We start from the raw sequence: 23,116 nt of genomic DNA, 5'->3' as shown, positions 1-23,116 counted from the left end.
ACGACGACGACGGCGCCGCCGTCGGCCAACGACCACGACAGGAAGGCGGGGCCCGTGGGGGAGGGGCGGTACGAGAGGCACGAGGTGGCCGACCTCGCCCAGTGGCGGGTCCTGGTCGACCGGCTGCTGCTGCCGCTGCGCATCGAGTCGGACCGGCCGTCCTTCGGCGCCACCATGGAGTTCGTCTCCGTCCACGGCATCCGGATCTTCACAATCCTGGCGGGGCCGCACAAGCTGCGGCGCACGGAGCGCCAGGCCGGCAGCGGGGATCCGTGGTTCACGATCTCGCTGCAGATCGAGGGCACCTCCGCGATCGCCCAGCGGGGGCACCGGTCGGTGCTCGAGCCGGGGGACTTCTCGGTGTACGACTCGACGACGCCCTACACGCGCACGTTCGCGGGCTGGTCCCTGACCCTCGTGCTGATGTTCCCCCAGCAGATGGTGTCGCTGCCGCCGAAGGCGCTGGCCCAGATTGCCGGGCAGCGGATCGGCGGGGACACGCCCGCCGGCGCCATTGTCTCCTCCTTCCTGCTCGGCGTCGCCCGGAACCTGCCGGCCCTGGACTCCCCGCTCGGGCTGGGCATCGCGGCGTCGCTGGTGGACCTGTGCACCGCGGCCTTCGCGGACGCGCTCGGCTACGCGGTGCCGCAGCACTCTAAGCTCGAGCAGACGATGGCCGTGCGCGAGTGGATCATGGGGCGCCTCGGCGACCCGGACCTGAGCCCCGGCCGCATTGCGGAGGCCCACTACATCTCCACGCGGCAGCTGCACCTGCTCTTCAGCGAACAGGGGACGACGGTGTCGGCCTGGATCCGGGGCCGGCGACTCGAGATGGCGCGCCGCGACCTGAGGGACCCGGCGCGCGCCAGCGAACCGGTCGCGGCCATCGCCGAGCGCTGGGGGTTCCGCGACCCGCGCTACTTCTCCCGGGTCTTCCGCGCCGCCTACGGCGCCTCGCCGGCCGCGTACCGCAGGGCCGGCTGACGCCGGCATTCCGGCGGCCCTTGCCTGTCCGCCGGCGCGGCGTAGCGTCGGCGGCATGGCAACCCTCGTCCCCGCACGGATCCGCCGCAACGTCGCCGACGGGATCCACATGATCCAGCACGCCTCCGTCAACGCGTACGTCGTCATCGAGGGCCGCCGCGCCATGGCGGTCGACGCCGGCCTGCCGAGCACGTGGGGCCCGCTGTGCCGGGTCCTGGCCGAGGCGGGCATCGTGCCCAGCGACCTGGAAGCCGTGGTGTTGACGCACGGGCACTTCGACCACGTCGGCACGGCGGACCGGTTCCGGCGCCTGGGTGTGCCCGTCTACGTCCACCGCGACGACATGGCGCTGGCGTCCCACCCGTACCGCTACCGGCCGCGGAAGAACCGGTTCGCGTTCCCGCTGTTCCACCCCGGCGGCCTGCCGCACCTGGCGAAGATGACGCTCGGCGGAGCGCTCGCCGTCAAGGGCGTGCCCGTGCTGCACGACCTGCACGCGGCCGGCACCGCCCACCTGCCGGGCAAGCCGGAGGTCGTGCACAGCCCCGGGCACACCCACGGGCACTGCGCCCTCCACTTCCCCGACCGGGGCGCCCTGATCACGGGCGACGCGCTGGTGACCCTCGACCCGTACACCGGCCGCCGGGGCCCGCGGCTCGTGGCCCGGGCCGCCACGGCGGATCCCGACGCGAACCTGCGCTCCCTGGACGCCCTGGCCGCCACCGGGGCGCCGCTGGTCCTGCCGGGCCACGGCGACCCGTTCGGGGACGGCGCGGCCGAGGCCTGCCGGCTGGCGCGGGCGGCCGGGGCGGCCTGATCCGGCGGTCCGGGCCGCCATGCCAGACTAGGGCCGGCAGCAACTGGTTTTCGGGGCGTGGGAGGTCCGGTGTTTTCGTGGCAAGAGTACGGTCTCGAGGCCTCCGACGCCCTGCGGGTGGTGCTCTCCGCCGTCGTGCTCTACGTCGTCGTCCTCTTCATCGTGCGCCTGCTCGGGCAGCGCACGCTGGCGAGCCTCTCCAGCTTCGACCTCGCCGCGGTGATCGCGCTGGGCGCGGTCATCGGGCGGGCGATCCTCGGCAACACCCCGACGCTCGCCGCGGGGCTCCTCGGGCTCGGCACGCTGCTCGCCCTCCAAGCGGTCACGGGACAGGTGCGCCGGCTCCGGGGCGGAACCAGGGCCGTCAACGCCCCGCCCGTGCTGCTCATGGCCGGGGGAGAGTTCCTCCCCGACCAGTTGGCCCGGGCGCACGTCGTGGAGGCCGAGGTGCGGGCGAAGCTGCGGGGCGCCGGGATCAGGAACGCCGACGAGGTCGCCTGCGTCATCCTCGAGTCCACCGGCCAGATCAGCGTCCTGCGCCGTGGCGAACCGCTCGACCCGCGCCTGCTCGACGGCGTCCTGGGCAAGGAACGGGTCCCCGCCGAGCTGCTGCGCCCGGACCACTAGGCCGTCGGAACGGCCCCCGGCGGCGGCGTCGCGGCCGGCCCGCGGTGCGCGGGGTCGCGCCGGACCTGGCGCCACGACCGCTGCCGCCGGCGCGGCAGCAGCGGGGGAGACGAGTCCCGGCCCGGGCCCTGCGCGATGGCCTCGATGATGGTGCGCAGGGCCTGCGTGGAGGAATGGCGCGGCGACCACCCGAGCTCGGTGCGGGCCCGCGTGCAGTCCATGATCGGCGCCCCCGCCGCCATGTCGACCCAGCCGGGGTCGGAGGCGAGCAGACGCAGGCGCCACGCGGCGGCGACGGCGGCGCGCGCCAGGACCACGGGGACGGGAAGCCAGCGCTTCGCCCCGAGGACGCCACCGACGAGGGCCGGCGTGAGCACGGGTTCGGCGGCGACGTTGAACGCCCCGGCCGCCCGGAGCTCGACGCACCGCCAGTAGGCGTCGGCGACGTCGTCCGCGTGCAGGGCCTGGAACAGGAAGCCGGGCGGGAACGGAAGGACCGGGGGCGGGAAGCGGTCCAGGAAGCCGGTGGGGATCCACGGACCGACGAAGTAGCGGGCGATCTCGCTCCCCGCCTCCGCCTGGAAGATCAGGCCCGGCCGCAGCCGCGCGACCACCAGGTCCGGGTGGGCCTCGGCGAAGCCGTCCAGCAGGGCCTCCTGCTCGCCCTTGAAGCGCGAGTAGTGCGACGTGGCGATGCCGCGCGCGGGCCAGGACTCGTCGACGCGCCGCTCCTTGCCCGGGCCGCGGGAATAGGCGCCCACGGACGATGCGCAGACGAAGTGCCCGACCCCCGCGTCGATGGCCGCCTCCAGCGCGGCACGGGTGCCCCCGACGTTGACCCGCCGCATCTGCGGCTCGTCGTGGTTCGGCTGCAGCACCCAGGCGAGGTGGACGACGGCGTCGCACCCCGCGAAGGCGTCCTTCAGTAGGGCGGGCGCGTCCGGGGCGGCGACGTCGATGGACCGCCATTCGACGTCCGCGTACGGGCCGGCCCGCTCCGGGAGGCGCCGCGCGATGCCGACGACCTCGACGGGCCGGCGCCGCTCCTCGTTGGCCTCCCGGATCCGGCGGAGCAGGGCGGTGCCCACGTTCCCCGTGGCCCCGACGACGGCGATGCGCATCGCTACGCCTGATCCGTGTCGCGGTCGGCGAACCCGGCCAGGGCGATCTTGCCGCCCGCGTTGCCCTCCATGCTGTGCCTGAAGGCGTCGGCCGCCCGCTCCATTGGGTAGGTGGCGGCGAGGTGGACCCCCAGCCGGCCGTCGTCGACCAGGGCCGACAGGCGGTCCAGTTCCCGCGCGTCGGGGCGGACCCAGACGTAGGAGCCGCCGCGGTCGGCCGCGCCGGGGTCGGCAATGGAGGCGTGCCGGCCTCCCGCGCGCAGGACGGCCATCGTCTGGTCCAGGACCCCGCCGACGAGGTCGGCGACGAGATCGACCCCCTGCGGGGCCAGCGCGCGGACATCGTGGACCAGGCCCTCCCCGTATTCCAGGGGTTCGGCCCCGAGGGCGCGCAGGTCGTCGTGGTGGTGGGCGGATGCCGTGGCCAGCACCCGGAGGCCCCGGTGCGTAGCCTGCTGGATGGCCATGCGCCCGACGCCGCCCGACCCGTTGTGGACGAGGAGGGTCTCGCCCTCTTCGTGGGCCAGGACGTCGAGGACGCGCTGCGCCGTCATCCCCGTCAGGGGGAGCGCGGCGGCCTCCTCCCAGGAGAGGCGCGCGGGCTTGCGGGCGACCATCGACACGGGCAGCGCCGTGAACTCGGCGAACGTGCCGCCGCCGACCGAGTCGCGCCGGCCGTAGGCGTAGACCTCGTCGCCGGGGGCGAACTCGGGGGTGTCGAACCCGACGGCCTCGACCGTGCCCGCGACGTCCCAGCCGGGGACGACGGGGAAGTGGACGTCCAGCATCGGGTCCAGGCCGCCGGCCATGACCTTCCAGTCGACGGGGTTCACGCTGGCGGCCCGGACGCGGATGAGGACCGAGGCCGGCGGAAGCTTGGGCATCGGCAGTTCCCCGTGGCGGAGGACTTCCGGACCGCCGTAGCTGTCGTAGTACATGGCCTGCATCGTCTGCCTGTGGGAACCCATGGCGCCCACGGTAGGGAGGCGGATCCCGACATGTCACGGGTAGCGGGTGCGGCGCATTCCCCGGGCCGCCCTGGCGGCCCCGTGCCGCCCGCGCCGCCGGCCGCCCGTGCGTCACCCCGGGAAGGCCCGTCAGAACGGTGGGATGTCGGTGGGGTCCTCGGGCAGGGTGGGAGGCGGCCAGAGGGACAAGGCCACCGGGCTGGTGCCTGCGCCGCCGGTGCCCGGGTTGCCGCTGCCGTTGGCGGGCGGTCGTTGGTCGCCGGGAGCGAGCTGCGGGCGTGGGGTCCGGACGGTCGGCGGCGGCCTGCGGGTGCCGAGCCGGGACTTGGTGCGGCGGCGTGGGCGTTGGTCCGGCGGCCGGCAGGGAGTGTAATCGTCGGGCAGGACCGTGTCGGCGAGGAGCATGTCGAGGAATTGCAGGTGCGCGAGCCGTTCCTCGGCGGGGTCGACGGGGACGTCGGGTGGTTCGCCCCAGTCGGGGTCGCCGGGCAGGGGGATCCCGGGGAGGTCTCCGTCCTGTGGTGTCGCCAGCTCGGTCCAACGGGAGAAGGCCGCGTCGGTGTCGTCGACGGAGGAACCGGGGTCCGGTGGCAGGACGCCGTGGGCAAAGCCGGGCGGTTCGTCCGCGTCGGGGGCGAGGGAGGCGATGAGGGCGTCGTCGAGCACCAGTGGATCCGTGGTGGCGCCGGGGCCGTCGCCGGCTCCGCGCCGGTACGGGACGGCCCTGCCCGGTGCCGGCGGCGGCGGTGTTCCACCGGGCTCCGGGGGGAGCCAAAGCCGGTCGGGGGCGCGGGTGGCCGTGGTGCCGAGGATGGTGGTGACGGTGACGGAACCGTCGGGGTGCAGTTCGGTCTCGAGCAGGCCCACGGATTTGAGGCGGTGGCAGCGGGGGCAGAGGCCTTCGAGGTTATCGAGGTCGGTGGCGCCACCGTCCTGCCACTCGACGGCGTGGTCGGGCTCGAGGCGTTGGCGGCGGTTGCAGCCGATGTTGCTGCACACGGGGTGGCGCAGGGCCAGCGCCCGGCGCTGTTCGCGGGTGGGACGGTAGGACTTGCGACCCATGGCCAGGACGGCCCCGGTGAGGGGGTCGGTCACGGCGCGGGTCCAGGTCTTGGCGGCGGCCGTGAGTTCGGCGGCCTCGTCCTGGCCGATCGCGCCGAGGCCGGGGACCTGGGGCAGCTCGGCCCCGGGGGCGAGCACGCACTCGGCCACGGCGGGCGGGGCGAAACTCGTGCCCGGCGACGGCGGTGTGGATGGCCCGCCCGGCCCTTGGGCCGCCGGGGTGGCGTCGCTGCCGGGGATGCCGGGCAGGATGGTGGCGGGGATGGTGACCAGCACGTCGGGGTTCACCGAGGCCAGTCCTGAGCTGTGGGCGCCCTCCAGGAGAGTGTCGGTGAAGACGTCGGCCCACAATTGCGCCCGGGTCCGCGTCTCGGGTCCGTCCCCGTCCCCATCCTCACGGTTCGGCTGCGTCTGGTCGGCCGTGCTGGCGGCGTCGTCGTCGGGTTCGACGGTGTGGATGCCGTCCCGGTCCGGGGCGGCGGAGTGGCTGCCGTCCCGGTCCGAGGCGGCGGAGTGGCCGCGTCCGTCGTCGATGGGTTGGAGCAGCAGGGTGGTTTGGGCGGCGAGTTTGGCTTCGATGGCGCTGGCCTTGCCCGTTTCGATGAGCCCGTCGATCCACGACATGCCGTTGCCGGCCGGGGTGAAGCGGATGTACCGGTTCTCGGCGGCCTTGTCCTTGCGACGGGTGAAGGAGTCCGGATCGAAGCGCTCGAGGGCCTTCTTGGACTTGTAGGTGATCTGGCCGGGGCTATGGCCGGGGGCGTACTCGAGCAGCTCACCGGCCAGGCGCGACCGGGATAGGGCGACGTCGCTGGCCTCCTGGTGGGCGGCGTCGATGGCCAGACCAGCGGCGAGCTCGGGGTCCAGATCAGTGTCTCCGGGAACGGTGACCGGGCGGGGCTCGATCCGGCGCAGTTGGGCCGCGATGGCCTGGGCCTGCTCGACCCCGATGCGCCCGGCCCGCAGCTCGCGGAGCACATCGGGGGCGTCGTGCAGGGCGAGGGACTCGTTCAGCATCCGGGAGCCGGTCTCGGGGGAAACCGCGCAGACCTGGGCGACGACGTGGGACGCGGCCTCGCCCCCGGAGTTGGAGAGCAGCCGGCCGGCCGCATACGAGATCTCCATGCCCTGGCGACGGCCGCGGCGGTCCATGCGGGGCTCGCGGAGTTCCTCGCAGGCGCCCCGGACATCCCGCAGGGCCTCCAGCTTGATGGACGCGGCGTACCGGGCCAGCGCCTCGGCGTGGTGCAGCCGGGTGGCCGCCGGCGCAGCAGGCGCCAGGGGCACCAGTTCCCACCCCTCGAGCCGCACCACACCCTCGTGATCCATACCTCCATTCTCCCCGAACCCACCGACAGAATGGGAACACACGCCCTACTGTGGATAACCAGTCCGGAGAATATCCGAAGAGAAGTTCTAGGAGATGCGGGGTGGGGCCGGAACGGACCGCCCCTACACCCCGTAGTGCTTGCGCAGCTGGTCGATCTCGTCGTCGCTCAAGGCCTCCCGCGGGGCCACGTGCGGAGCGTGCTTGATGGTGTCCGCATCGAACGCCAGGATCAGGTCCTCCACGTACTGGCCCTCGCCGAGGCGCGCGCCGGCCAGCGGCACCACGCGCTCCTTCGTCTCGAACAGGCCGATCGCGACGCTGACCCAGCCCGGGTGGCCCTGCGGGTCGAGGAACACGGTGGAGACCTTGCCGAGCTTGCCCTGGTTCTTGTCCCAAGCCATCGCCGACTGCAGCTGGTGCAGCTCCGGCAGGTCCGGGATGTCCATCGGATGGTTCTGTGCGGTCATGGCGCCTCTTTCCCTCGTCCGGTCTCCAAGGGCGGAAACGTGCCTCGTTCCCGCACGCCCGACGCTAGCCGCGCGTCCGCCGGCGGCCAAGGGGTGCGGACCAAGGGCGCACTGGCGAGCCGCGGGCGGGGGCGAGGACGACGGCGGCGCCGCCGTCGTCATCAAGCGTCACGCAAGCCGAAGCGTGACGCCGCGTGACGCCACGGACGGGCCGGCCGGGGCGTCCCGGACGCCCCGTGTGACGCGCGGTGACGGCCGATGACGGCGGCGGCCCGCGCATGACGCGGGCGCTACCGGCCGCCGGGCGCCGGGCCCTAGCGTCGCTGGAACCAACCGCAGCCGCGAAAGGACGCCATGACCGCCACCACCGAGACCCGCACGCCCTCCTACGAGGACCTCGCGGCCCCGTTCCGCCCGATCTTCGCCCGTCTCGCCGCCGGGGCCTCGGAGCGGGACCACACGCGCGAGTTGCCGCGCGAGGGCATCCGCGAGCTGGCCGCGGCCGGATTCGGCGCCGTGCGGATCCCGGCCGGCCACGGCGGCGCCGGGGCCACGCTGCCGCAGCTGTTCGCCCTGCTGACCGAGCTGGCCGCCGCCGATCCGAACGCGGCCCAGGCCCTGCGCTCGCACTTCGCGTTTGTGGAGGACCGCCTGGTCGCCGCCCCGGGCCCGGACCGCGACGCCTGGCTGGCCCGCTTCGTGGCCGGCGAACTCGTCGGCAACGGCTGGACGGAGATCGGCGCCGTCGCCCTGGGCGACGTCGCCACCAAGGTCACCCCGGACGGCTCCGGGGGGTTCGTCGTCGACGGCACGAAGTACTACTCGACCGGAACGATCTTCGCCGACTGGATCGACGTCTACGCCGAGCGGACGGACACCGGCCGGCGGGTCATCGCGGCCGTCTCCACGCACCAGGACGGCGTCGAGCGCTCCGACGACTGGGACGGCTTCGGCCAGCGGACCACCGGAACCGGCACGACGGTGTTCACCGGGGCCGCGGTGGCCGAGGAGCACCTCATCGACTTCGACACCCGCTTCAAGTACCAGACGGCCTTCTACCAGACCGTGTTGCTCGCCGTCCTGGCCGGTGCCGTCCGCGGGGCCGAGCGCGACTTCGCCGACGAGCTCGCCGCCCGCAAGCGCACCTTCAGCCACGGCGCCGCGGAGGTGGCCCGCGAGGACCCGCAGCTGCTGCAGGTGATCGGCGAGGTGCACGCGGCCGGGTTCGCCGGGGAGGCGATCGTGGCCCGCGCGGCCGAATCGCTCCAGGCCGCCCACGACGCGGCGCTCGCCCTGCGGGCCGGCACGCTCACGCTGTCCGCGGAGGAGGGCGTCAACGACGAGGCCGAGCAAGCCACCGCCGCCGGGCAGGCGGCCCTCACCCCGCTGGCCGTCAACGCCATCTCGCACGCCTTCGACGCCCTCGCCGCCTCCGCGACGTCCGTGTCCAAGAACCTCGACCGGCACTGGCGCAACGCCCGCACCGCCGGGAACCACAACCCGTGGGTCTTCAAGGCGCGGCTGCTGGGCGACCTGGCCGTGAACGGGACGCCGCTGCCGCGCGTGTGGGCGATCGGGGCGACGACGGCGTAGCGCCCGGCGGGGGCGCCGGCCGTGGGCGCCGGACCGCCGGGCGGCGTTGGGGGACGACGGCGGCGGGCGCCGGGAACGACGTCGGCGGGGCCGGTCCGGGAAGAACGTCCCGGGCCGGCCCCGCCGATGGTGGTGCTGCCTGGTCCTAGGTGCGCGGCGGGACGGTCCCGCCGGCCCGGCCGGAACCGGCCGGGGGAACGGGGCCGCGGCCCGCGGAGCCGGACGTGGCCTGCTCCTTTTCGGCCTCGGTCTCGACGCGGTTGAGCGCCTTGTCCCAGCGGCCCTGCATCGGCTTGATGAGGCCGCCGCCGACGCCGACGACGATCACGCCCACGATGGCGGCGAGGACCGCGATCAACAGCGGCGTGGTGACGGTCGTGGCGATGCCGATCTGGTTCAGCGCCGCCACGATGCCCAGGAAGACGATCGCGACGTAGGCGATGTTCGCGACCGGCCGGGCGTAGCTGCGGGCACCGAGGACGCCGAGGATCATCTCCTTCACCGCGTTCGCGATGGCGAACACGATGACGATGATGATGACGGCGACGAACAGGCGCGGCAGGAACGCGACGATCTGGTTGATGAGGTCGCTGATGGGGTTCGGCCCGAACGCGCCGAACGCGAGCTGCAGGACGAACAGCATGATCGCGTAGTAGACGATCTTCACGACGATCGTGCTCACGGTCATGCTGCTGCCGGCGAAGAAGCGGTTCAGCCCGCCCTTGTCGGCGATCCGCTCGAAGTTGACGGCGTCCAATAGTTTCGCCATCAGCTTGGCGATGACCTTGGCGATCAGCCAGCCGATGAGAAGGATGACAAGGAACAGGACCAACTGCGGAACGAAGTTCGCGATGTTGGTCCACGTGGTGGACAGTGCTTCGGTCATGGTTCGAGCTCCTTAGCAAGCCGGGGGGATGCTTCGCAGGGGTTGTCGCTCGTGGGCCGCGGGTACGGACCACCCATTTCGGTGTTGACCTCCTCGAATATGGTGATGACACTCGTCCTACCACCGTGTAATACACCCCGTCTAGGGCTTTCCTGTTTTTGTCATCACGGGTGCCATGCCCCCGCGCTGGCCGTCACCCCGGGAAGGGGGCGTTGGGCACGTCGCCGATGCCGTCGTCGTCCTCGTCGCCGTAGGCCTGCTCCGCCAGCTCGTTCGCGCGTTCCGGGTCCCCGTGGACGGGGATGTCTGCCTCGGTCACCGGCTCGCGGTCGCCGGCGTCCCCGAGCTGCTGGCCGCCCTCGGTCTCCTCGGGGTCGAAGCCCTCGTTCTCGGTCGTCATGGCCTACCTCCTGGTCGTGGGGTGCAGATGGGGCCACCGTAGGGGCGCCGGCCGGATCGGCCAACCGCGGCCGGAGCGGGACCGGCCCGGGGACGCCGAAGGGGTGGGACCACGCGGGTCCCACCCCTGGGATGCCGGGGAACGGAGGGTGTTCCCGCAGCGTCCGGCTAGACGCCGGCGGTGACGTCCTCGCGGCGGTGCCCCGCGGCGGCCTCCCACTCCTGCTCGACGCGGGCGCGGTGCAGCTCGCGCATGGCGGCGTGCTCGGGGTTGCGGCGCACGGACAGGTAGCCGAGGCCCAGCCCGATGAACCACAGCGGCGTGAACAGCAGGGCCAAGAACGTGTCCGGCTGGGTGGTCAGCGCCCACACGATGAACCCGAAGAACGCGAGCACCACGAACGGCATGAACGTGCCGCCGGGCATCTTGAAGGTGCTGGCCGCGTGCACCTGCGGCCGGCGCCGGCGGTACACGATGTAGCTGACGAGGATGATCGACCAGACGAACATGAAACACAGCGCCGAGATCGTCGTGACCAGCGTGAAGGCCGCCGCGACGCCGCCCTCCGCGTAGAGCAGGACCACGCCGGCGAGCAGGAACATGCAGGAGAACAGCAGGGCGTTGCGGGGCACGCCGCGGCCGGAGAGCTTGCCGAACCGCTTGGGGGCGTCGCCCTCGAGGGCCAGGCCGTAGATCATGCGGGACGTGGAGTAGATGCCCGAGTTCGCGCTGGAGGTCGCGGAGGTCAGCACCACGAAGTTCACGACGCCGGCCGCGCCGGCCAGGCCCGCCAGGGCGAACATGCCCACGAACGGGGACGCGTCGGCGCTGAAAGACGTCCACGGCTCGACGGCCATGAGGATGATCAGGGCGCCCACGTAGAACAGCAGGACGCGGATCGGGATGGCGTTGACGGCCCGTGGCAGCGTCTTCTCCGGGTCCTTGGTCTCGGCGGCGGTCGTGCCGACCAGCTCGATGCCAACGAAGGCGAACACGGCGATCTGGAAGCCGGCGACGAAGCCCATGAAGCCGGTCGGGAACATGCCGCCGTGGGCCCACAGGTTGGAGAAGGACGCGGTGGCCCCGTCGTGCTGGAAGCTGGTGATGATCATGACCAGGCCGACGACAATCAGCGCGAGGATGGCCACGATCTTGATGAGCGCGAACCAGAACTCGGTCTCGCCGAACGCCTTGACGGTGGGCAGGTTCAGGGCGACGAGCAGGACGATGCAGGCCAGCGCCGGGAGCCACAGGGGCAGGTCGGGCCACCAGAAGGCCACGTAGTGGGAGATCGCGACGACGTCGGCGATGCCGGTGACGACCCAGCAGAACCAGTAGGTCCAGCCGGTGAAGAACGCCGCCCAGGGGCCGAGGATGTCCCCGGCGAAGTCGCCGAAGTTCTTGTAGTTCGTGTTGCTCAGCAGCAGCTCGCCCATCGCGCGCATGACGAAGAAGAGCATGAAGCCGATGATCATGTAGACGAAGATGACCGCCGGGCCGGCCGCGGAGATCGTCTTGCCGGAGCCCATGAACAGGCCGGTGCCGATGGCGCCGCCGATCGCGATGAGCTGGATGTGGCGGTTGGAGAGCCCGCGTTCCAGGTGTGGGGGCTGCGAAGTGGACATGCGTGTATCCCGCTTTCAGGTGGTGGTCTCGGCGGCCCGGCCCGGTGTCGGGCGTGCGGCTGCCTGGGCGTCAGAGGGCGTGGGATGCCCGCCCGGTCGCCCCGGTGGGGAAGGGGTGGCGCCTCGGGCGCCCGGTGGCCAGACTCAAGGGGAACTCCGAATCCGCGCGGTCCGCCGCGCTGCCGTCGTGTTCCTCCCCCTCTGTTTGGGAGACCTGAGAGTTTCGCCCCGCGGGGCTTGCTCCGTCGGTGAGCGCATGGGCGCTGCTTTCCAGAGGTGCCTGTTCCGCGGCGGTACGGGGGCCTGAGAGTTTCCTGGGGAGGAGTTGCTCCTACGGCGCCCGCCCTTGGCATGGACGGGTCTCTCCCGCCACGGGTTGTCGGCCGGCATCGCGTGATGCCAGCCACAGGCTAGAGGGCGGCGGTACGCCTGCGCAAAGCGCGCCGCCCCGGACGCGTCACGGACCGGTCTTGATCCGCACCGCCGACCAGACGTCCCCGAGCGAGACGTTCGCGTTCAGGGTGTGCCCGCGCTCCTGGAGCAGGGCCCAGATGCTGTCCCGGTTGATGTCCGCCCGGTTGCCCTTCGGGTACGCGATCCAGGCCGCGCGGCAGGAGAGCAGGGACGGCAGGTGCTCGGCCAGCAGCGCCTCGAGGGCGGCGCGGCTGGTCGCGAAGACGACGGCGGCCTCGGCGCCCCCGGCGTCGTTGGTCACGCGGGCGCCCTCCGGCAGTTCGCCCAGCAGGGCGTGCTCGGCCGCGGAGCCGCCGGCGAGGAACACCTGGTCCTTGGGCTTGACCAGCAGCTTCTGCGCCACGGTCTTCGGCGCGGGCGTCTTCTCCTCGGGCGTGTCCTCCACGGGGCCTCCTTCAGGCGGTGTCGTTGCTACCAGCCTAGTGATCCGCCGGTCCGGAACACGACCGTGGCGCCGGGCGACAGCGTCCGGGGGACCGTCCCCGCCCGGGCGCCGCCGTCGTCGTCCGTCCCCGCGGCGAACAGCACCTCGCCCGCCTCGCCGGGCCACGGTACGTCGGCGGGGCGGTCGCCCAGGTGGGCCGCGACGACGACGCCGCCGCGGCGGAACCACACCCACCCGGCCTCGGGGTCGTGCTCGACGGCGTCCGGCCAGCGGTTGCCGCGCAGGTCCGGCTCGCTGCGGCGCAGCCGCAGCAGGGTGCGGTACGCCTCCAGCATCCGCTCGTGGTCCCCGGTGGCGGCCTCGGCCCAGTCCAGGGCCGAGCGCCGGAACGTCTCCGGGTCCTGGGGGTCGGGGACGACGGCGGGGTCCCAGCCCATCCGCTCGAACTCCCGGAGCCGGCCCTCGGCGGTGGCCTTCCCCAGGTCCGGCTCCGGGTGGGACGTGAAGAACTGCCACGGCGTGGACGCGGCGAACTCCTCGCCCATGAACAGCATGGGCGTGAACGGGGACAGGATCGTCAGGGCCGCGGCCTGCGCGAGCCGCCCGAAGCCGAGCGTCGCCGGGAGCCGGTCGCCGGCGGCCCGGTTGCCGATCTGGTCGTGGTTCTGCGCGCAGACGACCAGGGCGTGCGGCCCAACGGCGACGCGGTCGATCGGCCGGCCGTGGCTGCGGCCGCGGAACGAGGACCACGTGCCGTCGTGGTAGAAGCCGTCCGCGAGGACCTTGGCGAGCGCCCCCGGGTGGGCGAAGTCGGTGTAGTAGCCGCCGTCCTCGCCGGTGAGGTTCGCGTGGACGGCGTGGTGGAAGTCGTCGCTCCACTGCCCGGCCAGGCCGTAGCCGCCCGCGGCCCGGCCCGTGATGAGCCGGGGGTTGTTCATATCCGACTCCGCGACCAGGAACAGGTTCCGGCCGGTCCGCGCGGCGAGCGCGTCCACAGCGGTCGCCAGCTCCTCGAGCAGGTGCACGGCCCGCTCGTCCCGGAACGCGTGCACCGCGTCGAGGCGCAGCCCGTCCACGTGCATGTCCCGCAGCCACATCAGCGCGTTCTCGACGATGAACCGCCGGACCTCGTCCGAGCCGGCCCGGTCCAGGTTCACCGAGTCGCCCCACGTGTTCGCGTCGCCCTGGGTCAGGTAGGGGCCGAAGCGGGGCAGGTAGTTGCCGCTGGGGCCGAGGTGGTTGTAGACGACGTCCTGGACCACGCCCAGGCCGGCCGCGTGCGCGGCGTCCACGAAGCGCTGGTAGGCGGCCGGCCCGCCGTACCCCTCGTGCACCGCGTACCAGGCCACGCCGTCGTAGCCCCAGTTGTGGGTCCCGTTGAAGCCGTTCACCGGCAGCAGCTCCACGTGCGTGACGCCCAGGTCCACGAGGTACGGCAGGCGTCCCGCGGCCGCGTCCAGCGTGCCCTCGGGCGTGAACGTGCCGACGTGCAGCTCGTAGATCGCGCCGCCGTCCAGGCCAGGCGATGACCAGCCGGCGTCGGCCCACGCGTGCGCGGCGGGATCGAAGGTCCGGGACAGCCCGTGGACGCCGTCCGGCTGGCGCCGCGAGCGCGGGTCCGGCAGGGCAGTGGCGTCGCCGTCGAGCAGGTACCCGTAGTCGGTCTCCCCGTCCGGGACGGGCCCCGCGGGGAGCCACCAGCCGGCGCCGTCGCGCTCCATCGGCACCCGCGCGCCGCCAGCCAGCAGCTCCACGCGCTCCGGCACGGGCGCCCAGACGGCGAAGCGGTACCCGGGGGCCGCGTCGTCCCCGCGGCCGGCGTCCGCCGCGCTCACGCGTCCCCCCGGACCAGCAGGGCTACGGGGTAGTCGGCGAAGGCGTCGGCGGCGGCGATCCGGCCGTCGCTCTCCAGCACGCGGCCCGTCAGGGCGTCGGTGTACGCGCCGGGCGCCAGCACCGCCACCGTGTCCCGCCAGCCGCCCGCCTCGGCGAGCCCGAGGGGCAGCCGGGTGACCAGCGTGACGGCGCCGCCGCGGTCGAAGCCGAACAGGTGGGGGGCCGCGGGGCCGCGGGTCGCGACGGCCGCGTAGCCGGTGAACAGCTCGGGCCGGTCCCGGCGCAGCCGCAGCGCCCGCGCCACGAGCAGCAGCTTTGCCTTGCCGTCCGCGTCGAGCCGCGGGGGCGCCGCGTCCACTTCGGCCAGGACGGCGCGGCGGCGCTCGAAGTCGACGCTGCGCCGGTTGTCCGGGTCCACGAGCGAGCGGTCCCACAGCCCCGTGCCCTGGTACACGTCCGGGACGCCCGGCATCGTCAGCTGCACGAGCTTCGCGCCCAGCGAGTTGGACCAGCCCGCCGGGCGGATGCGCTCGACGAGGTCCTCGAGGACGCGCACGACCTCCGGGTCGTCGTAGGCGGCGTCGACGGCGGCGTGCAGCTGGGCCTCGAACTCCGGATCCGGGTTGGTCCACGTGGTGCTCGACGCGGCCTCCCGGGAGGCCTTCTCCGCGTACGCGTGGCAGCGCTCCCGGCTCACCGGGTAGGCGCCGACGGCGGCCTGCCACAGCAGCTCCGCGAACTCCGGGTCGTTGAAGTTCGCGAGCCGCTCGAGGGTCCGCAGCGAGCGGGCCCAGAGGTCCGGGCACTCGGCGAGCACGTGGATGCGCGCCCGGGTGTCCTCGCTGCGCTTCGTGTCGTGCGTGGACAGCGTCGTCATCGACGCGGGCCGCTCGAGGTCGCGCAGCATGAGGCGCCGGTGCACCTCGAACGGGTCGAGCGCGAACTCCGTCGGATCCGCGCCGACCTCGTTCAGGGAGGTCAGGCGGTTGTAGCGGTAGAAGGCCGTGTCCTCCACGCCCTTGGCCATGACCATGCCGGAGGTCTGCTGGAAGCGCACCGCCAGCTCCGTGCGCCCCGTCCCGCCCTCGGGCCAGAGCAGGGGCACCAGCACCCCGATCGCCGCGGCCAGGTCCGGCCGGTGGATGGAGGCGGCGATGGCGGCCTCGCGCAGGTGGTGCCGCCCGTGCGGCAGGTACGTGCGGTAGACCGGGAAGCAGGCCAGCAACTCCGCGAGCGCGTCCGCGGCGGTGTCCTTGTCCAGGCCCGCGTCGGCCGGGACGAGCCGGGCCAGGCGCAGCACCTCGGAGCGGAGGAGCCCGTCCGCGATGGCGCGCTTCGTCTGGTGGATCAGCGGCTGGTAGCGCTCGGTCGGCACGACGTCGGAGAGCGTCTCCCGTCCGGCCGGGTCCACGAAGAGCCGGTCCACCGTCGCCAGCGCGTCGTACCCGGTGGTGCCGGAGCACGCCCAGTCCGGGGGCAGCGATTCGTCACCCTCGAGGATCTTCTCCACGAGCACGTACGCGCCCCCGGTGAGCTCGCGCAGCCGGGCCAGGTAGCCGGCCGGGTCGGCCAGGCCGTCCGGGTGGTCCACCCGCAGCCCGTCGACGAGCCCCTCGTCGAACCAGCTCTTGATCTGGGCGTGCGTCTCGTCGAACACCCAGTCCACCTCGACGCGCACCCCCGCCAGCGTGGTGACGCCGAAGAACCGCCGGTAGTTCAGCTCCGCGTCGGCGCGGCGCCACGAGACGAGCTCGTAGTGCTGCCGGTCGTGCACCGTGCGCGGATCGTCCCCGAGGGCCGCCGTGCCCGGGGCGGTCGGAAAGGCGCGCTCGTAGTAGTGCAGCTCGATGCCGCCGCCGTCGCCCTCCGCCAGCTTCAGGGCGTCGAGCTCGCCGTCGCCGTCGCCCAGCATGGGCAGCCTGATGCGGCCGCCGCCCGCGTCCCAGTCGACGTCGAACGCCTCCGCGTAGCGGCTGGTGCGGCCGCCGCGCAGCAGCTCCCACCACCAGCGGTTGGCGCGCGGCGTCGCGACGCCCACGTGGTTCGGGACGATGTCCACCAGGATCCCCAGGCCGGCCTCGCGGCAGGCCGCGGACAGCGCCTCGAGCCCGGCCCGGCCGCCGCGCGCCGGATCGACCGTGCTGGGGTCGACGACGTCGTAGCCGTGGTCCGAGCCCGCCTCCGCCGTGAGGATTGGCGAGAGGTAGACCCAGTCCGCGCCGAGGTCCCGCAGGTAGGGGACCAGGGCGGCCGCGTCGTAGAGCGTGAACGACGGCCGGATCTGGAGCCGGTACGTGGAGCGGGGGATTCTCATTGCTGTGTCTCCCTGGTCTTGGCGCCCGCCAGGGCGGCGAGCGACGCGGCGACGGTGTGGTCGACCTCCGGCGGGGCCTCCTCGTGGGCGCGGAGCACGACCAGAGAACGGGCCTTGACGCACAGCTCCCCGCCCGCCTTGACCTCGCCCGAGTCCGCGTACTCCCCGGCGGTGTCGATCACGTGGTCCCAGACCTTGCCGTACTCCGGCCCGGGCAGCGTGAAGTCGACGTCCTCGTGGTGGGCGTTGAAGAAGAGCAGGAAGTTCCGGTCCACGACCCGGTTCCCGCGCGCGTCCCGGCCACGGATCCCGTCGCCGTTGAGGAACACGCCCAGCGACACGGACACGTCCGCGTCCCAGTCCTCGGGCTCCATGGGGGAGCCGTCCGCGCGCAGCCACTCGATGTCCGGCAGCCCCTCGCCGGCGCCGCGCTTGACCGGGCGCCCGTCGAAGAAGACCCGGCGGCGGAACGTCGGGTGCTCGGCGCGCAGCCGGCAGACCGCGGCCGTGAACTCCTCCAGCGGCGCGTCCGTCTCCTCCCAGTGGATCCAGGTCAGCTCCGAGTCCTGGGCGTACGTGTTGTTGTTGCCGTTCTGGGTCCGGCCCAGCTCGTCGCCGTGGGAGATCATCGGCACGCCCTGGCTCAGGAGCAGGGTCGCGAGGAAGTTGCGCTGTTGGCGGGCGCGCAGGGCCAAGACGCCGGCGTCGTCGGTCTCGCCCTCCGCCCCGCAGTTCCAGGACCGGTTGTGGGACTCCCCGTCGCGGTTGTCCTCGCCGTTGGCCTCGTTGTGCTTGTCGTTGTAGGAGACCAGGTCCCGCAGCGTGAAGCCGTCGTGCGCGGTGATGAAGTTGATCGAGGAGTAGGGGCGGCGTCCGGAGTTCTCGTACAGGTCGGCCGAGCCGGTCAGCCGGGCCGCGAACTCGCCGAGCGTGGAGGGCTCGCCGCGCCAGAAGTCCCGCATCGTGTCCCGGTACTTGCCGTTCCACTCCGTCCACTGCGGCGGGAAGTTGCCGACCTGGTAGCCGCCCGGGCCGATGTCCCACGGCTCGGCGATCAGCTTGCACTGCGAGACCACGGGGTCCTGCTGGATGAGCTCGAAGAAGGTGGAGAGCTTGTCCACGTCGTAGAACTCGCGGGCCAGCGTGGAGGCCAGGTCGAAGCGGAACCCGTCGACGTGCATCTCCGTCGCCCAGTAGCGCAGCGAGTCCATGAGCAGCTGCAGCGAGTGCGGGCTGCGCACGTTCAGCGAGTTCCCGGTGCCCGTGTAGTCCGTGTAGTAGCGGCGGTCGTCCTCCTCGAGCCGGTAGTAGGACTCGTTGTCGATCCCGCGGAACGACAGCGTCGGGCCGAGGTGGTTGCCCTCCGCCGTGTGGTTGTAGACGACGTCCAGGATCACCTCGATGCCGGCCAGGTGCAGCTGGCGGACCATCGCCTTGAACTCCTGGACCTGCTGGCCCTGGTCGCCCGTGGAGCAGTACGCGTTGTGCGGGGCGAAGAAGCCGATCGTGTTGTAGCCCCAGTAGTTGGACAGGCCCTGGTCCTGCAGCGTCGAGTCGTTGACGAACTGGTGCACGGGCATCAGCTCGAGCGCCGTGACCCCCAGCTTCTGCAGGTGGGCGATCACCGACGGGTGCGCCACGCCGGCGTACGTGCCGCGCTGCTCCTCCGGCACGTCCGGGTGCAACTGCGTCAGTCCCTTGACGTGCGCCTCGTAGATCACGGACTGGTGGTAGGGGATCTTGGGCTTGCGGTCTCCGTCCCAGTCGAAGAACGGGCTGACGACGACGCCGAGCATCATGTGCTCCCCGGAGTCATCGTCGTTGTGGGAGTCCTCGTCGCCGAAGTTGTAGCTGAACAGGGCCTGGTCCCAGTCGATCTCGCCGTGGACGGCCTTCGCGTACGGGTCCAGCAGGAGCTTGTTCGGGTTGCAGCGCTGGCCCTGGGCGGGGTCGTAGGGGCCGTGGACGCGGTAGCCGTAGCGCTGTCCGGGGATCACCTGGGGGAGGTAGCAGTGCCAGATGTAGCCGTCGACCTCCCGCAGCTCCACCCTCGTCTCGGTGCCGTCGTCGTCGAACAGGCAGAGCTCGACCTTCTCGGCCGCCTCGCTGAACAGCGCGAAGTTCGTGCCGTTGCCGTCGTACGTGGCTCCCAGGGGGTAGGCGTCTCCGGGCCAAACTTCCATGTGCGCTCCTGTTTCGTCGGGGCCATTGGTCAGCGGGACCACACTCGGGTCCCGTGGCTTGGTCCACACACTAGACGCAGACGGCCCGAATCCCGCCCTGTCTCGGTGGCCGGCGGGGGAGCGGGGCGTGAACGGGGGACGACGGCGGCGCCCCCGCGCGCGCCGGAGGCCCAGGCCCCGGCCGGACCGGCCGGAACGCCCGGAAGGAGCTGCGGATTTGCGGCGCGGACAGGCCCCGGAACCCGATGGTGGATGCGTCCCGGACCCGGCCCTGCCGCGGCGTCCGGCTAGTTGACCGAGACGTCCCGCCGGGCGTGGTCGTAGGCGAAGCGGACCGGGCCGCCGGCGTGCTCGAACTCGCTGTTGGCTCCGTCCGGCACGCCGAAGGCCCCGTAGTTCTCCGTCCACGAGCGGTTCAGGGCGACCTTGAACGCGTAGCGACCCGCGGGCAGTTCCGCGCCGAGCTTCCAGAGCCCGTCCACGGCGTCGAAAGACATCTGTGCCTCGTCCAGGGCGGGGTTCCAGTCGCCGTGGCCCTTGGCCAGGGAATAGAAGTCGCCCGGCAGGGCCACCGCCTCCGGCTGGCCGGGGAAACGCGCCGGGGCCGGGGCGGCCGGCGCCGAAACGGCAGCCGAGGCCGCCTTCCTCGCGGACGGCTTGGCTGCGGCCTTCTTCGCTGACGGCTTGGCGTCAGTGGTCCGTGTCTGGGCTCCTGCCTCGGCCGGTGCTGACTTGGGCGGGGCCGCCTTCGCGGCGCTCTTCGTCGGGGCGGGGGTCCCCGAGGCGAGGGCCCCGGCGAGCGCCTCCGCTGTGCCGAACGCGGCCCGGGCGCGCTGCCCCTCGTCGGTGATCGACCAGCCGGCGCGGGACTTGGCGATCCAGCCGGCCTTCACGAGGCGGGCCGTTGCCGTGTTGAGGCTGCGGTGGCCGCGGGTGACGCCGGCGCTGAGCGGCTCGGCCTCGGTGGCGGTCTGCGGGACACGGTCGAGGGCGGCGGCGAGGACGTCCGCCGCGCCGAGCCGCTGCCCGGGCAGGTCGGCGAGGATGTCGAGTACGGCCTTGAGTCGGAGGTCGGTGTTCACGCGGGTCATGGCGCTCCTTGGTCGTGGGTTCCCGCGACGATCCTTGCCGAACGGGAGCCGGACACGCCAGAGCCGCCGGTCGTTGACCTCGGCCCCGTGCGCGCCCCCGCCCACGCCGCTCCGCAACGGCCCTGATCGGAGGCGGCTCGGCCGTGCGCGGGCAGCCGGGCCGGACCGGCGCGGTGCCGGTCCGGCCCGGTGCGTGACGCTCCATGACGGACGCCGCGCGACGCTCCACGACGGACGCCGCGCGACGGCCCGGCCGCGGGGCGCGGTTCCCCTACGCCGCGTGCGCCAGCGGGGCGGCCGCGGCCACGGCCAGGGAGCCGTCGGCCACCGTGACGCGCACGGTCCCGCCCGGGACGAGCTCCCCGGCGACCAGGAGGTCCGCCACGGCGTCGTCCAGTTCGCGCTGGATGACGCGGCGCAGCGGGCGGGCGCCGAACTCCGGCTCGTGGCCGGCCTCGGCGATCCACGCGACCGCGGCGTCGTCGACGTCCAGCCCGTAGCCCTGGGCGGCCAGCCGCTCCGCGGTGCGGCGCAGCTGCAGCCGCACGATCTCGGCCAGCTGCCCGGGCTCGAGCTTGCGGAATAGGACGGTCTCGTCGATCCGGTTCAGGAACTCGGGGCGCATGACCTCGCGCAGGCGGCCCATGACCTTGGCCCGCAGCTCGCGCTCGGACCCGGCCGCGTCCCCGGCCGCGAACCCGAGCGGGGCGCCGCGGCTGGCCAGGAACTCGGAGCCGAGGTTGCTGGTCATGATGACCACCGTGTTCCGGAAGTCGACGGTGCGGCCCTGCCCGTCGGTCAGGCGCCCGTCGTCGAGCACCTGCAGCAGCAGGTTGAACACGTCCGGGTGCGCCTTCTCGACCTCGTCCAGCAGGACGACGGAGTAGGGGCGGCGCCGCACGCGTTCGGTCAGCTGCCCGGCCTCGTCGTAGCCGACGTACCCCGGAGGGGCGCCGACCAGGCGCGAGACCGTGTGGCGCTCGCCGAACTCGCTCATGTCCACCCGGACCATCGCCGACTCGTCCCCGAACAGGGACGCCGCGAGCGCCTTGGCCAGCTCCGTCTTGCCGACGCCCGTCGGGCCCAGGAACAGGAAGCTGCCCACGGGACGGCCCTCGTCGCCGAGGCCGGTGCGCGAACGGCGGACCGCCTTGGCGACGGCGGCGACGGCGTCGTCCTGTCCGACCACGCGCCCGTGCAGCTCCTCCTCGAGGCGGGCGAGGCGGGACTTCTCGTCCTCGGTCAGGCGCGCGGCGGGGATCCCCGTGGCCCGCGCGATCACGTCCGCGATCTCGGCCTCGCCGACCGTGGGGCCCGTGGCCGCGCCGCCGTCGTCCGCCCCGGCGCCCTCGAGCCGGGCGGCGACGCGCGCGAGCTCGTCGCGCAGCTCGCCGGCACGCTCGTAGTCCTCGCCGGCGACGGCGTCGTTCTTCTCCGCCTCCAGCTCGGCCAGCCGCGCCCGCAGGGCCGCCGTGTCCACCACGGGCCCGCGCGCCAGGCTCAGCCGGGCGCCGGCCTGGTCGATGAGGTCGATCGCCTTGTCCGGCAGGTGCCGGTCCGTGACGTAGCGGGCGGAGAGCTCGACGGCGGCGCGGATCGCCTCCGGCGCGTACTCCACGCCGTGGTGCTCCGCGTAGCGGTCCTTGAGCCCGTCGAGGATCGCGACGGCGTCCTCGAGGGACGGCTCGCCGACGGTCACGGGTTGGAAGCGGCGCTCGAGGGCCGGGTCCTTCTCCACCTTGCGGTACTCGGCCAGCGTGGTCGCCCCGACCAGGTGGAGGTCGCCGCGGGCCAGCCGCGGCTTCAGGATGTTCCCGGCGTCCATGCCGCCCTCACCGCCGCCGCCCGCGCCGACGACCGTGTGCAGCTCGTCGATGAACACGATCACGCCGCCGTTCTGGGCCGCGATCTCGTCCAGGGTGCCGGTCAGCCGCTCCTCGAAGTCGCCGCGGTACTTGGTCCCCGCCAGCATCGCGGGCAGGTCCAGGGCCACGACGCGCTGGTCCTTCAGCCGGGCCGGCACGGACCCGTCGGCGATCGCCTGGGCCAGGCCCTCGACGACGGCCGTCTTGCCGACGCCGGCCTCGCCGATCAGGACCGGGTTGTTCTTCGTGCGCCGGGCCAGGATCTCCACGGCCTGCTCGATCTCGGAGGCCCGGCCGATCACCGGGTCCAGCCGGCCCTCGCGGGCCTCCGCGGTGAGGTCGCGCCCGAACCGGTCGAGGTTCGGGGTGGCGCCGGACGACTGACCCGTGCCCTCGGCGGCCTCGGACTGCGGCGCGGGGCCGGCGGCCGGCTGGGCCCCGGACTGCAGCGCCTGCGGGGTCACGCCGCGCGCGGCCAGCAACTGCCCGGCCGGGGCGTCCTGGCCCAGGACGAACGCGAAGAACAGGTGCTCGGGGTCGATGTACGTCGACCCGGAGGCCCGCGCGACCTGGTAGGCGTCGAGCAGGGCGCGCCGGGCCGAGCCCGTCAGGGACACCGCGGCGTCCGGGCGGGCCTCGCCGGCGGCGGGCAGCCGCTGCTCGGCGTCGGCCGCGATCGCCTTCGGGTCCGCGCCGGCCGCGGCCGCGATGGACGCCGCGGGCTCGGCCTGGACGAGGGCGTGGAGCAGGTGCAGGGCATCGACCTCGGCATGGCCGTGGCCGAGCGCGTACCGCCCCGCCGCCTCCACGGTCTCGTGCGTGCGCCGGCTGAGGACCCGCATCAGGTCCACCGGACGGCCCGCTGGGGCGCGCTGTCCCTGCAGGTAGCGCGCGAGGAACTCGTCGAACGGTCCGCCGTTGAAGGCAGCCGGTCCGAAGAATGCAGGCATGTACTCCTCCTCAGGTAATTTGAGTGCCTTCGACTCAAGTTAGCGCTGAAGGGGCTGGATCTATTCCCCGGCATCGGCGACGGCGGACCGTGGAACCGGACACACCCGCTGGCGGCCGGGCCGTCGGGTGGCGGACGA

At 73.3% G+C, this 23,116-nt stretch carries 17 protein-coding genes and 2 riboswitches; of the genes, 4 read left to right on the top strand and 13 right to left on the bottom strand.

Annotated elements, in window-relative coordinates:
- The first annotated feature begins 54 nt into the window (after window positions 1-54).
- From AC1Q5D_RS12995 to AC1Q5D_RS12985, 3 genes are all read left to right on the top strand, one after another.
- Window positions 55-984 (top strand): AraC-like ligand-binding domain-containing protein, encoded by a 930-nt coding sequence (locus tag AC1Q5D_RS12995; RefSeq protein ID WP_481738881.1) that lies wholly within the window; start codon window positions 55-57, stop codon window positions 982-984.
- A 55-nt stretch (window positions 985-1,039) separates the two neighbouring features.
- Complete coding sequence (locus AC1Q5D_RS12990; protein WP_481738880.1) at window positions 1,040-1,801, top strand: MBL fold metallo-hydrolase; 762 nt, start codon at window positions 1,040-1,042, stop codon at window positions 1,799-1,801.
- A 69-nt stretch (window positions 1,802-1,870) separates the two neighbouring features.
- On the top strand, window positions 1,871-2,428 hold the full coding sequence (locus tag AC1Q5D_RS12985; RefSeq protein ID WP_481738879.1) for a DUF421 domain-containing protein: 558 nt from the start codon (window positions 1,871-1,873) through the stop codon (window positions 2,426-2,428).
- Here AC1Q5D_RS12985 and AC1Q5D_RS12980 read toward each other — a convergent pair.
- From AC1Q5D_RS12980 to AC1Q5D_RS12965, 4 genes are all read right to left on the bottom strand, one after another.
- The gene (locus AC1Q5D_RS12980; RefSeq protein WP_481738878.1) at window positions 2,425-3,549 is read right to left on the bottom strand and encodes an NAD-dependent epimerase/dehydratase family protein; all 1,125 of its coding nucleotides are present in this window, start codon (window positions 3,547-3,549) and stop codon (window positions 2,425-2,427) included. The two genes, AC1Q5D_RS12985 and AC1Q5D_RS12980, sit on opposite strands and share 4 nt — an antisense overlap.
- Before the next feature lie 2 nt (window positions 3,550-3,551).
- Window positions 3,552-4,496: an NADP-dependent oxidoreductase gene (locus AC1Q5D_RS12975; RefSeq protein ID WP_481738914.1), complete on the bottom strand. Its 945-nt coding sequence runs from the start codon at window positions 4,494-4,496 to the stop codon at window positions 3,552-3,554.
- A gap of 150 nt (window positions 4,497-4,646) precedes the next feature.
- Entirely contained in the window at window positions 4,647-6,908 is a 2,262-nt protein-coding gene (locus AC1Q5D_RS12970; RefSeq protein ID WP_481738877.1) for an HNH endonuclease signature motif containing protein, read from the bottom strand.
- 123 nt (window positions 6,909-7,031) lie between these two features.
- Window positions 7,032-7,376 carry a PRC-barrel domain-containing protein gene (locus tag AC1Q5D_RS12965; protein ID WP_481738876.1) on the bottom strand — a complete coding sequence of 115 codons (345 nt, stop codon included), beginning with the start codon at window positions 7,374-7,376 and terminating at the stop codon, window positions 7,032-7,034.
- A gap of 354 nt (window positions 7,377-7,730) precedes the next feature.
- On the opposite strand from AC1Q5D_RS12965, the gene AC1Q5D_RS12960 reads away from it, so the two are divergent.
- On the top strand, window positions 7,731-8,969 hold the full coding sequence (locus AC1Q5D_RS12960; protein ID WP_481738875.1) for an acyl-CoA dehydrogenase family protein: 1,239 nt from the start codon (window positions 7,731-7,733) through the stop codon (window positions 8,967-8,969).
- A 145-nt stretch (window positions 8,970-9,114) separates the two neighbouring features.
- Here AC1Q5D_RS12960 and AC1Q5D_RS12955 read toward each other — a convergent pair whose 3' ends face one another.
- From AC1Q5D_RS12955 to AC1Q5D_RS12915, 9 genes are all read right to left on the bottom strand, one after another.
- A complete protein-coding gene (locus AC1Q5D_RS12955; RefSeq protein ID WP_481738874.1) occupies window positions 9,115-9,855 on the bottom strand; it encodes a mechanosensitive ion channel family protein in 741 nt (246 codons plus the stop codon).
- A gap of 193 nt (window positions 9,856-10,048) precedes the next feature.
- On the bottom strand, window positions 10,049-10,255 hold the full coding sequence (locus AC1Q5D_RS12950; protein WP_481738873.1) for a hypothetical protein: 207 nt from the start codon (window positions 10,253-10,255) through the stop codon (window positions 10,049-10,051).
- Window positions 10,256-10,422: 167 nt separating this feature from the next.
- Window positions 10,423-11,880 carry a D-serine/D-alanine/glycine transporter gene (gene cycA, locus AC1Q5D_RS12945; RefSeq protein ID WP_481738872.1) on the bottom strand — a complete coding sequence of 486 codons (1,458 nt, stop codon included), beginning with the start codon at window positions 11,878-11,880 and terminating at the stop codon, window positions 10,423-10,425.
- A gap of 191 nt (window positions 11,881-12,071) precedes the next feature.
- A riboswitch (glycine riboswitch) is annotated at window positions 12,072-12,161 on the bottom strand.
- Window positions 12,162-12,259, bottom strand: a riboswitch (glycine riboswitch).
- Window positions 12,260-12,337: 78 nt separating this feature from the next.
- Window positions 12,338-12,739, bottom strand: a complete 402-nt coding sequence (locus AC1Q5D_RS12940; protein WP_481738871.1) for a DUF3052 family protein — start codon at window positions 12,737-12,739, stop codon at window positions 12,338-12,340.
- Window positions 12,740-12,765: 26 nt separating this feature from the next.
- Window positions 12,766-14,574, bottom strand: coding sequence for a malto-oligosyltrehalose trehalohydrolase (treZ, locus tag AC1Q5D_RS12935; protein ID WP_481738870.1), 1,809 nt, complete (start codon window positions 14,572-14,574; stop codon window positions 12,766-12,768).
- Window positions 14,571-16,889 (bottom strand): malto-oligosyltrehalose synthase, encoded by a 2,319-nt coding sequence (gene treY / locus AC1Q5D_RS12930; protein WP_481738869.1) that lies wholly within the window; start codon window positions 16,887-16,889, stop codon window positions 14,571-14,573. Before treY ends, treZ begins: the two co-directional genes overlap by 4 nt.
- Complete coding sequence (gene glgX, locus AC1Q5D_RS12925) at window positions 16,886-19,072, bottom strand: glycogen debranching protein GlgX (protein ID WP_481738868.1); 2,187 nt, start codon at window positions 19,070-19,072, stop codon at window positions 16,886-16,888. The genes treY and glgX overlap by 4 nt, the downstream gene beginning before the upstream one ends.
- Window positions 19,073-19,359: 287 nt before the next feature.
- On the bottom strand, window positions 19,360-20,163 hold the full coding sequence (locus AC1Q5D_RS12920) for a pullulanase X25 domain-containing protein (protein ID WP_481738867.1): 804 nt from the start codon (window positions 20,161-20,163) through the stop codon (window positions 19,360-19,362).
- 271 nt (window positions 20,164-20,434) lie between these two features.
- Window positions 20,435-22,978: an ATP-dependent Clp protease ATP-binding subunit gene (locus tag AC1Q5D_RS12915; RefSeq protein WP_481738866.1), complete on the bottom strand. Its 2,544-nt coding sequence runs from the start codon at window positions 22,976-22,978 to the stop codon at window positions 20,435-20,437.
- Window positions 22,979-23,116: the final 138 nt, after the last annotated feature.

This window comes from Arthrobacter paludis (assembly GCF_056782315.1).
The sequence above is the reverse complement of the archived record's forward strand: the minus strand, read 5'-3'. Positions and strand labels throughout refer to the sequence as shown.

Coding starts and splice junctions, on each gene's coding strand:
- AC1Q5D_RS12990 (WP_481738880.1), top strand. CDS start 1,040: ATGGCAACCCTCGTCCCCGCACGGATCCGCCGCAACGTCGCCGACGGG.
- AC1Q5D_RS12980 (WP_481738878.1), bottom strand. CDS start 3,549: ATGCGCATCGCCGTCGTCGGGGCCACGGGGAACGTGGGCACCGCCCTG.
- AC1Q5D_RS12975 (WP_481738914.1), bottom strand. CDS start 4,496: ATGCAGGCCATGTACTACGACAGCTACGGCGGTCCGGAAGTCCTCCGC.
- AC1Q5D_RS12970 (WP_481738877.1), bottom strand. CDS start 6,908: ATGGATCACGAGGGTGTGGTGCGGCTCGAGGGGTGGGAACTGGTGCCC.
- AC1Q5D_RS12965 (WP_481738876.1), bottom strand. CDS start 7,376: ATGACCGCACAGAACCATCCGATGGACATCCCGGACCTGCCGGAGCTG.
- AC1Q5D_RS12960 (WP_481738875.1), top strand. CDS start 7,731: ATGACCGCCACCACCGAGACCCGCACGCCCTCCTACGAGGACCTCGCG.
- AC1Q5D_RS12955 (WP_481738874.1), bottom strand. CDS start 9,855: ATGACCGAAGCACTGTCCACCACGTGGACCAACATCGCGAACTTCGTT.
- AC1Q5D_RS12950 (WP_481738873.1), bottom strand. CDS start 10,255: ATGACGACCGAGAACGAGGGCTTCGACCCCGAGGAGACCGAGGGCGGC.
- cycA (WP_481738872.1), bottom strand. CDS start 11,880: ATGTCCACTTCGCAGCCCCCACACCTGGAACGCGGGCTCTCCAACCGC.
- treY (WP_481738869.1), bottom strand. CDS start 16,889: ATGAGAATCCCCCGCTCCACGTACCGGCTCCAGATCCGGCCGTCGTTC.
- glgX (WP_481738868.1), bottom strand. CDS start 19,072: ATGGAAGTTTGGCCCGGAGACGCCTACCCCCTGGGAGCCACGTACGAC.
- AC1Q5D_RS12920 (WP_481738867.1), bottom strand. CDS start 20,163: ATGACCCGCGTGAACACCGACCTCCGACTCAAGGCCGTACTCGACATC.
- AC1Q5D_RS12915 (WP_481738866.1), bottom strand. CDS start 22,978: ATGCCTGCATTCTTCGGACCGGCTGCCTTCAACGGCGGACCGTTCGAC.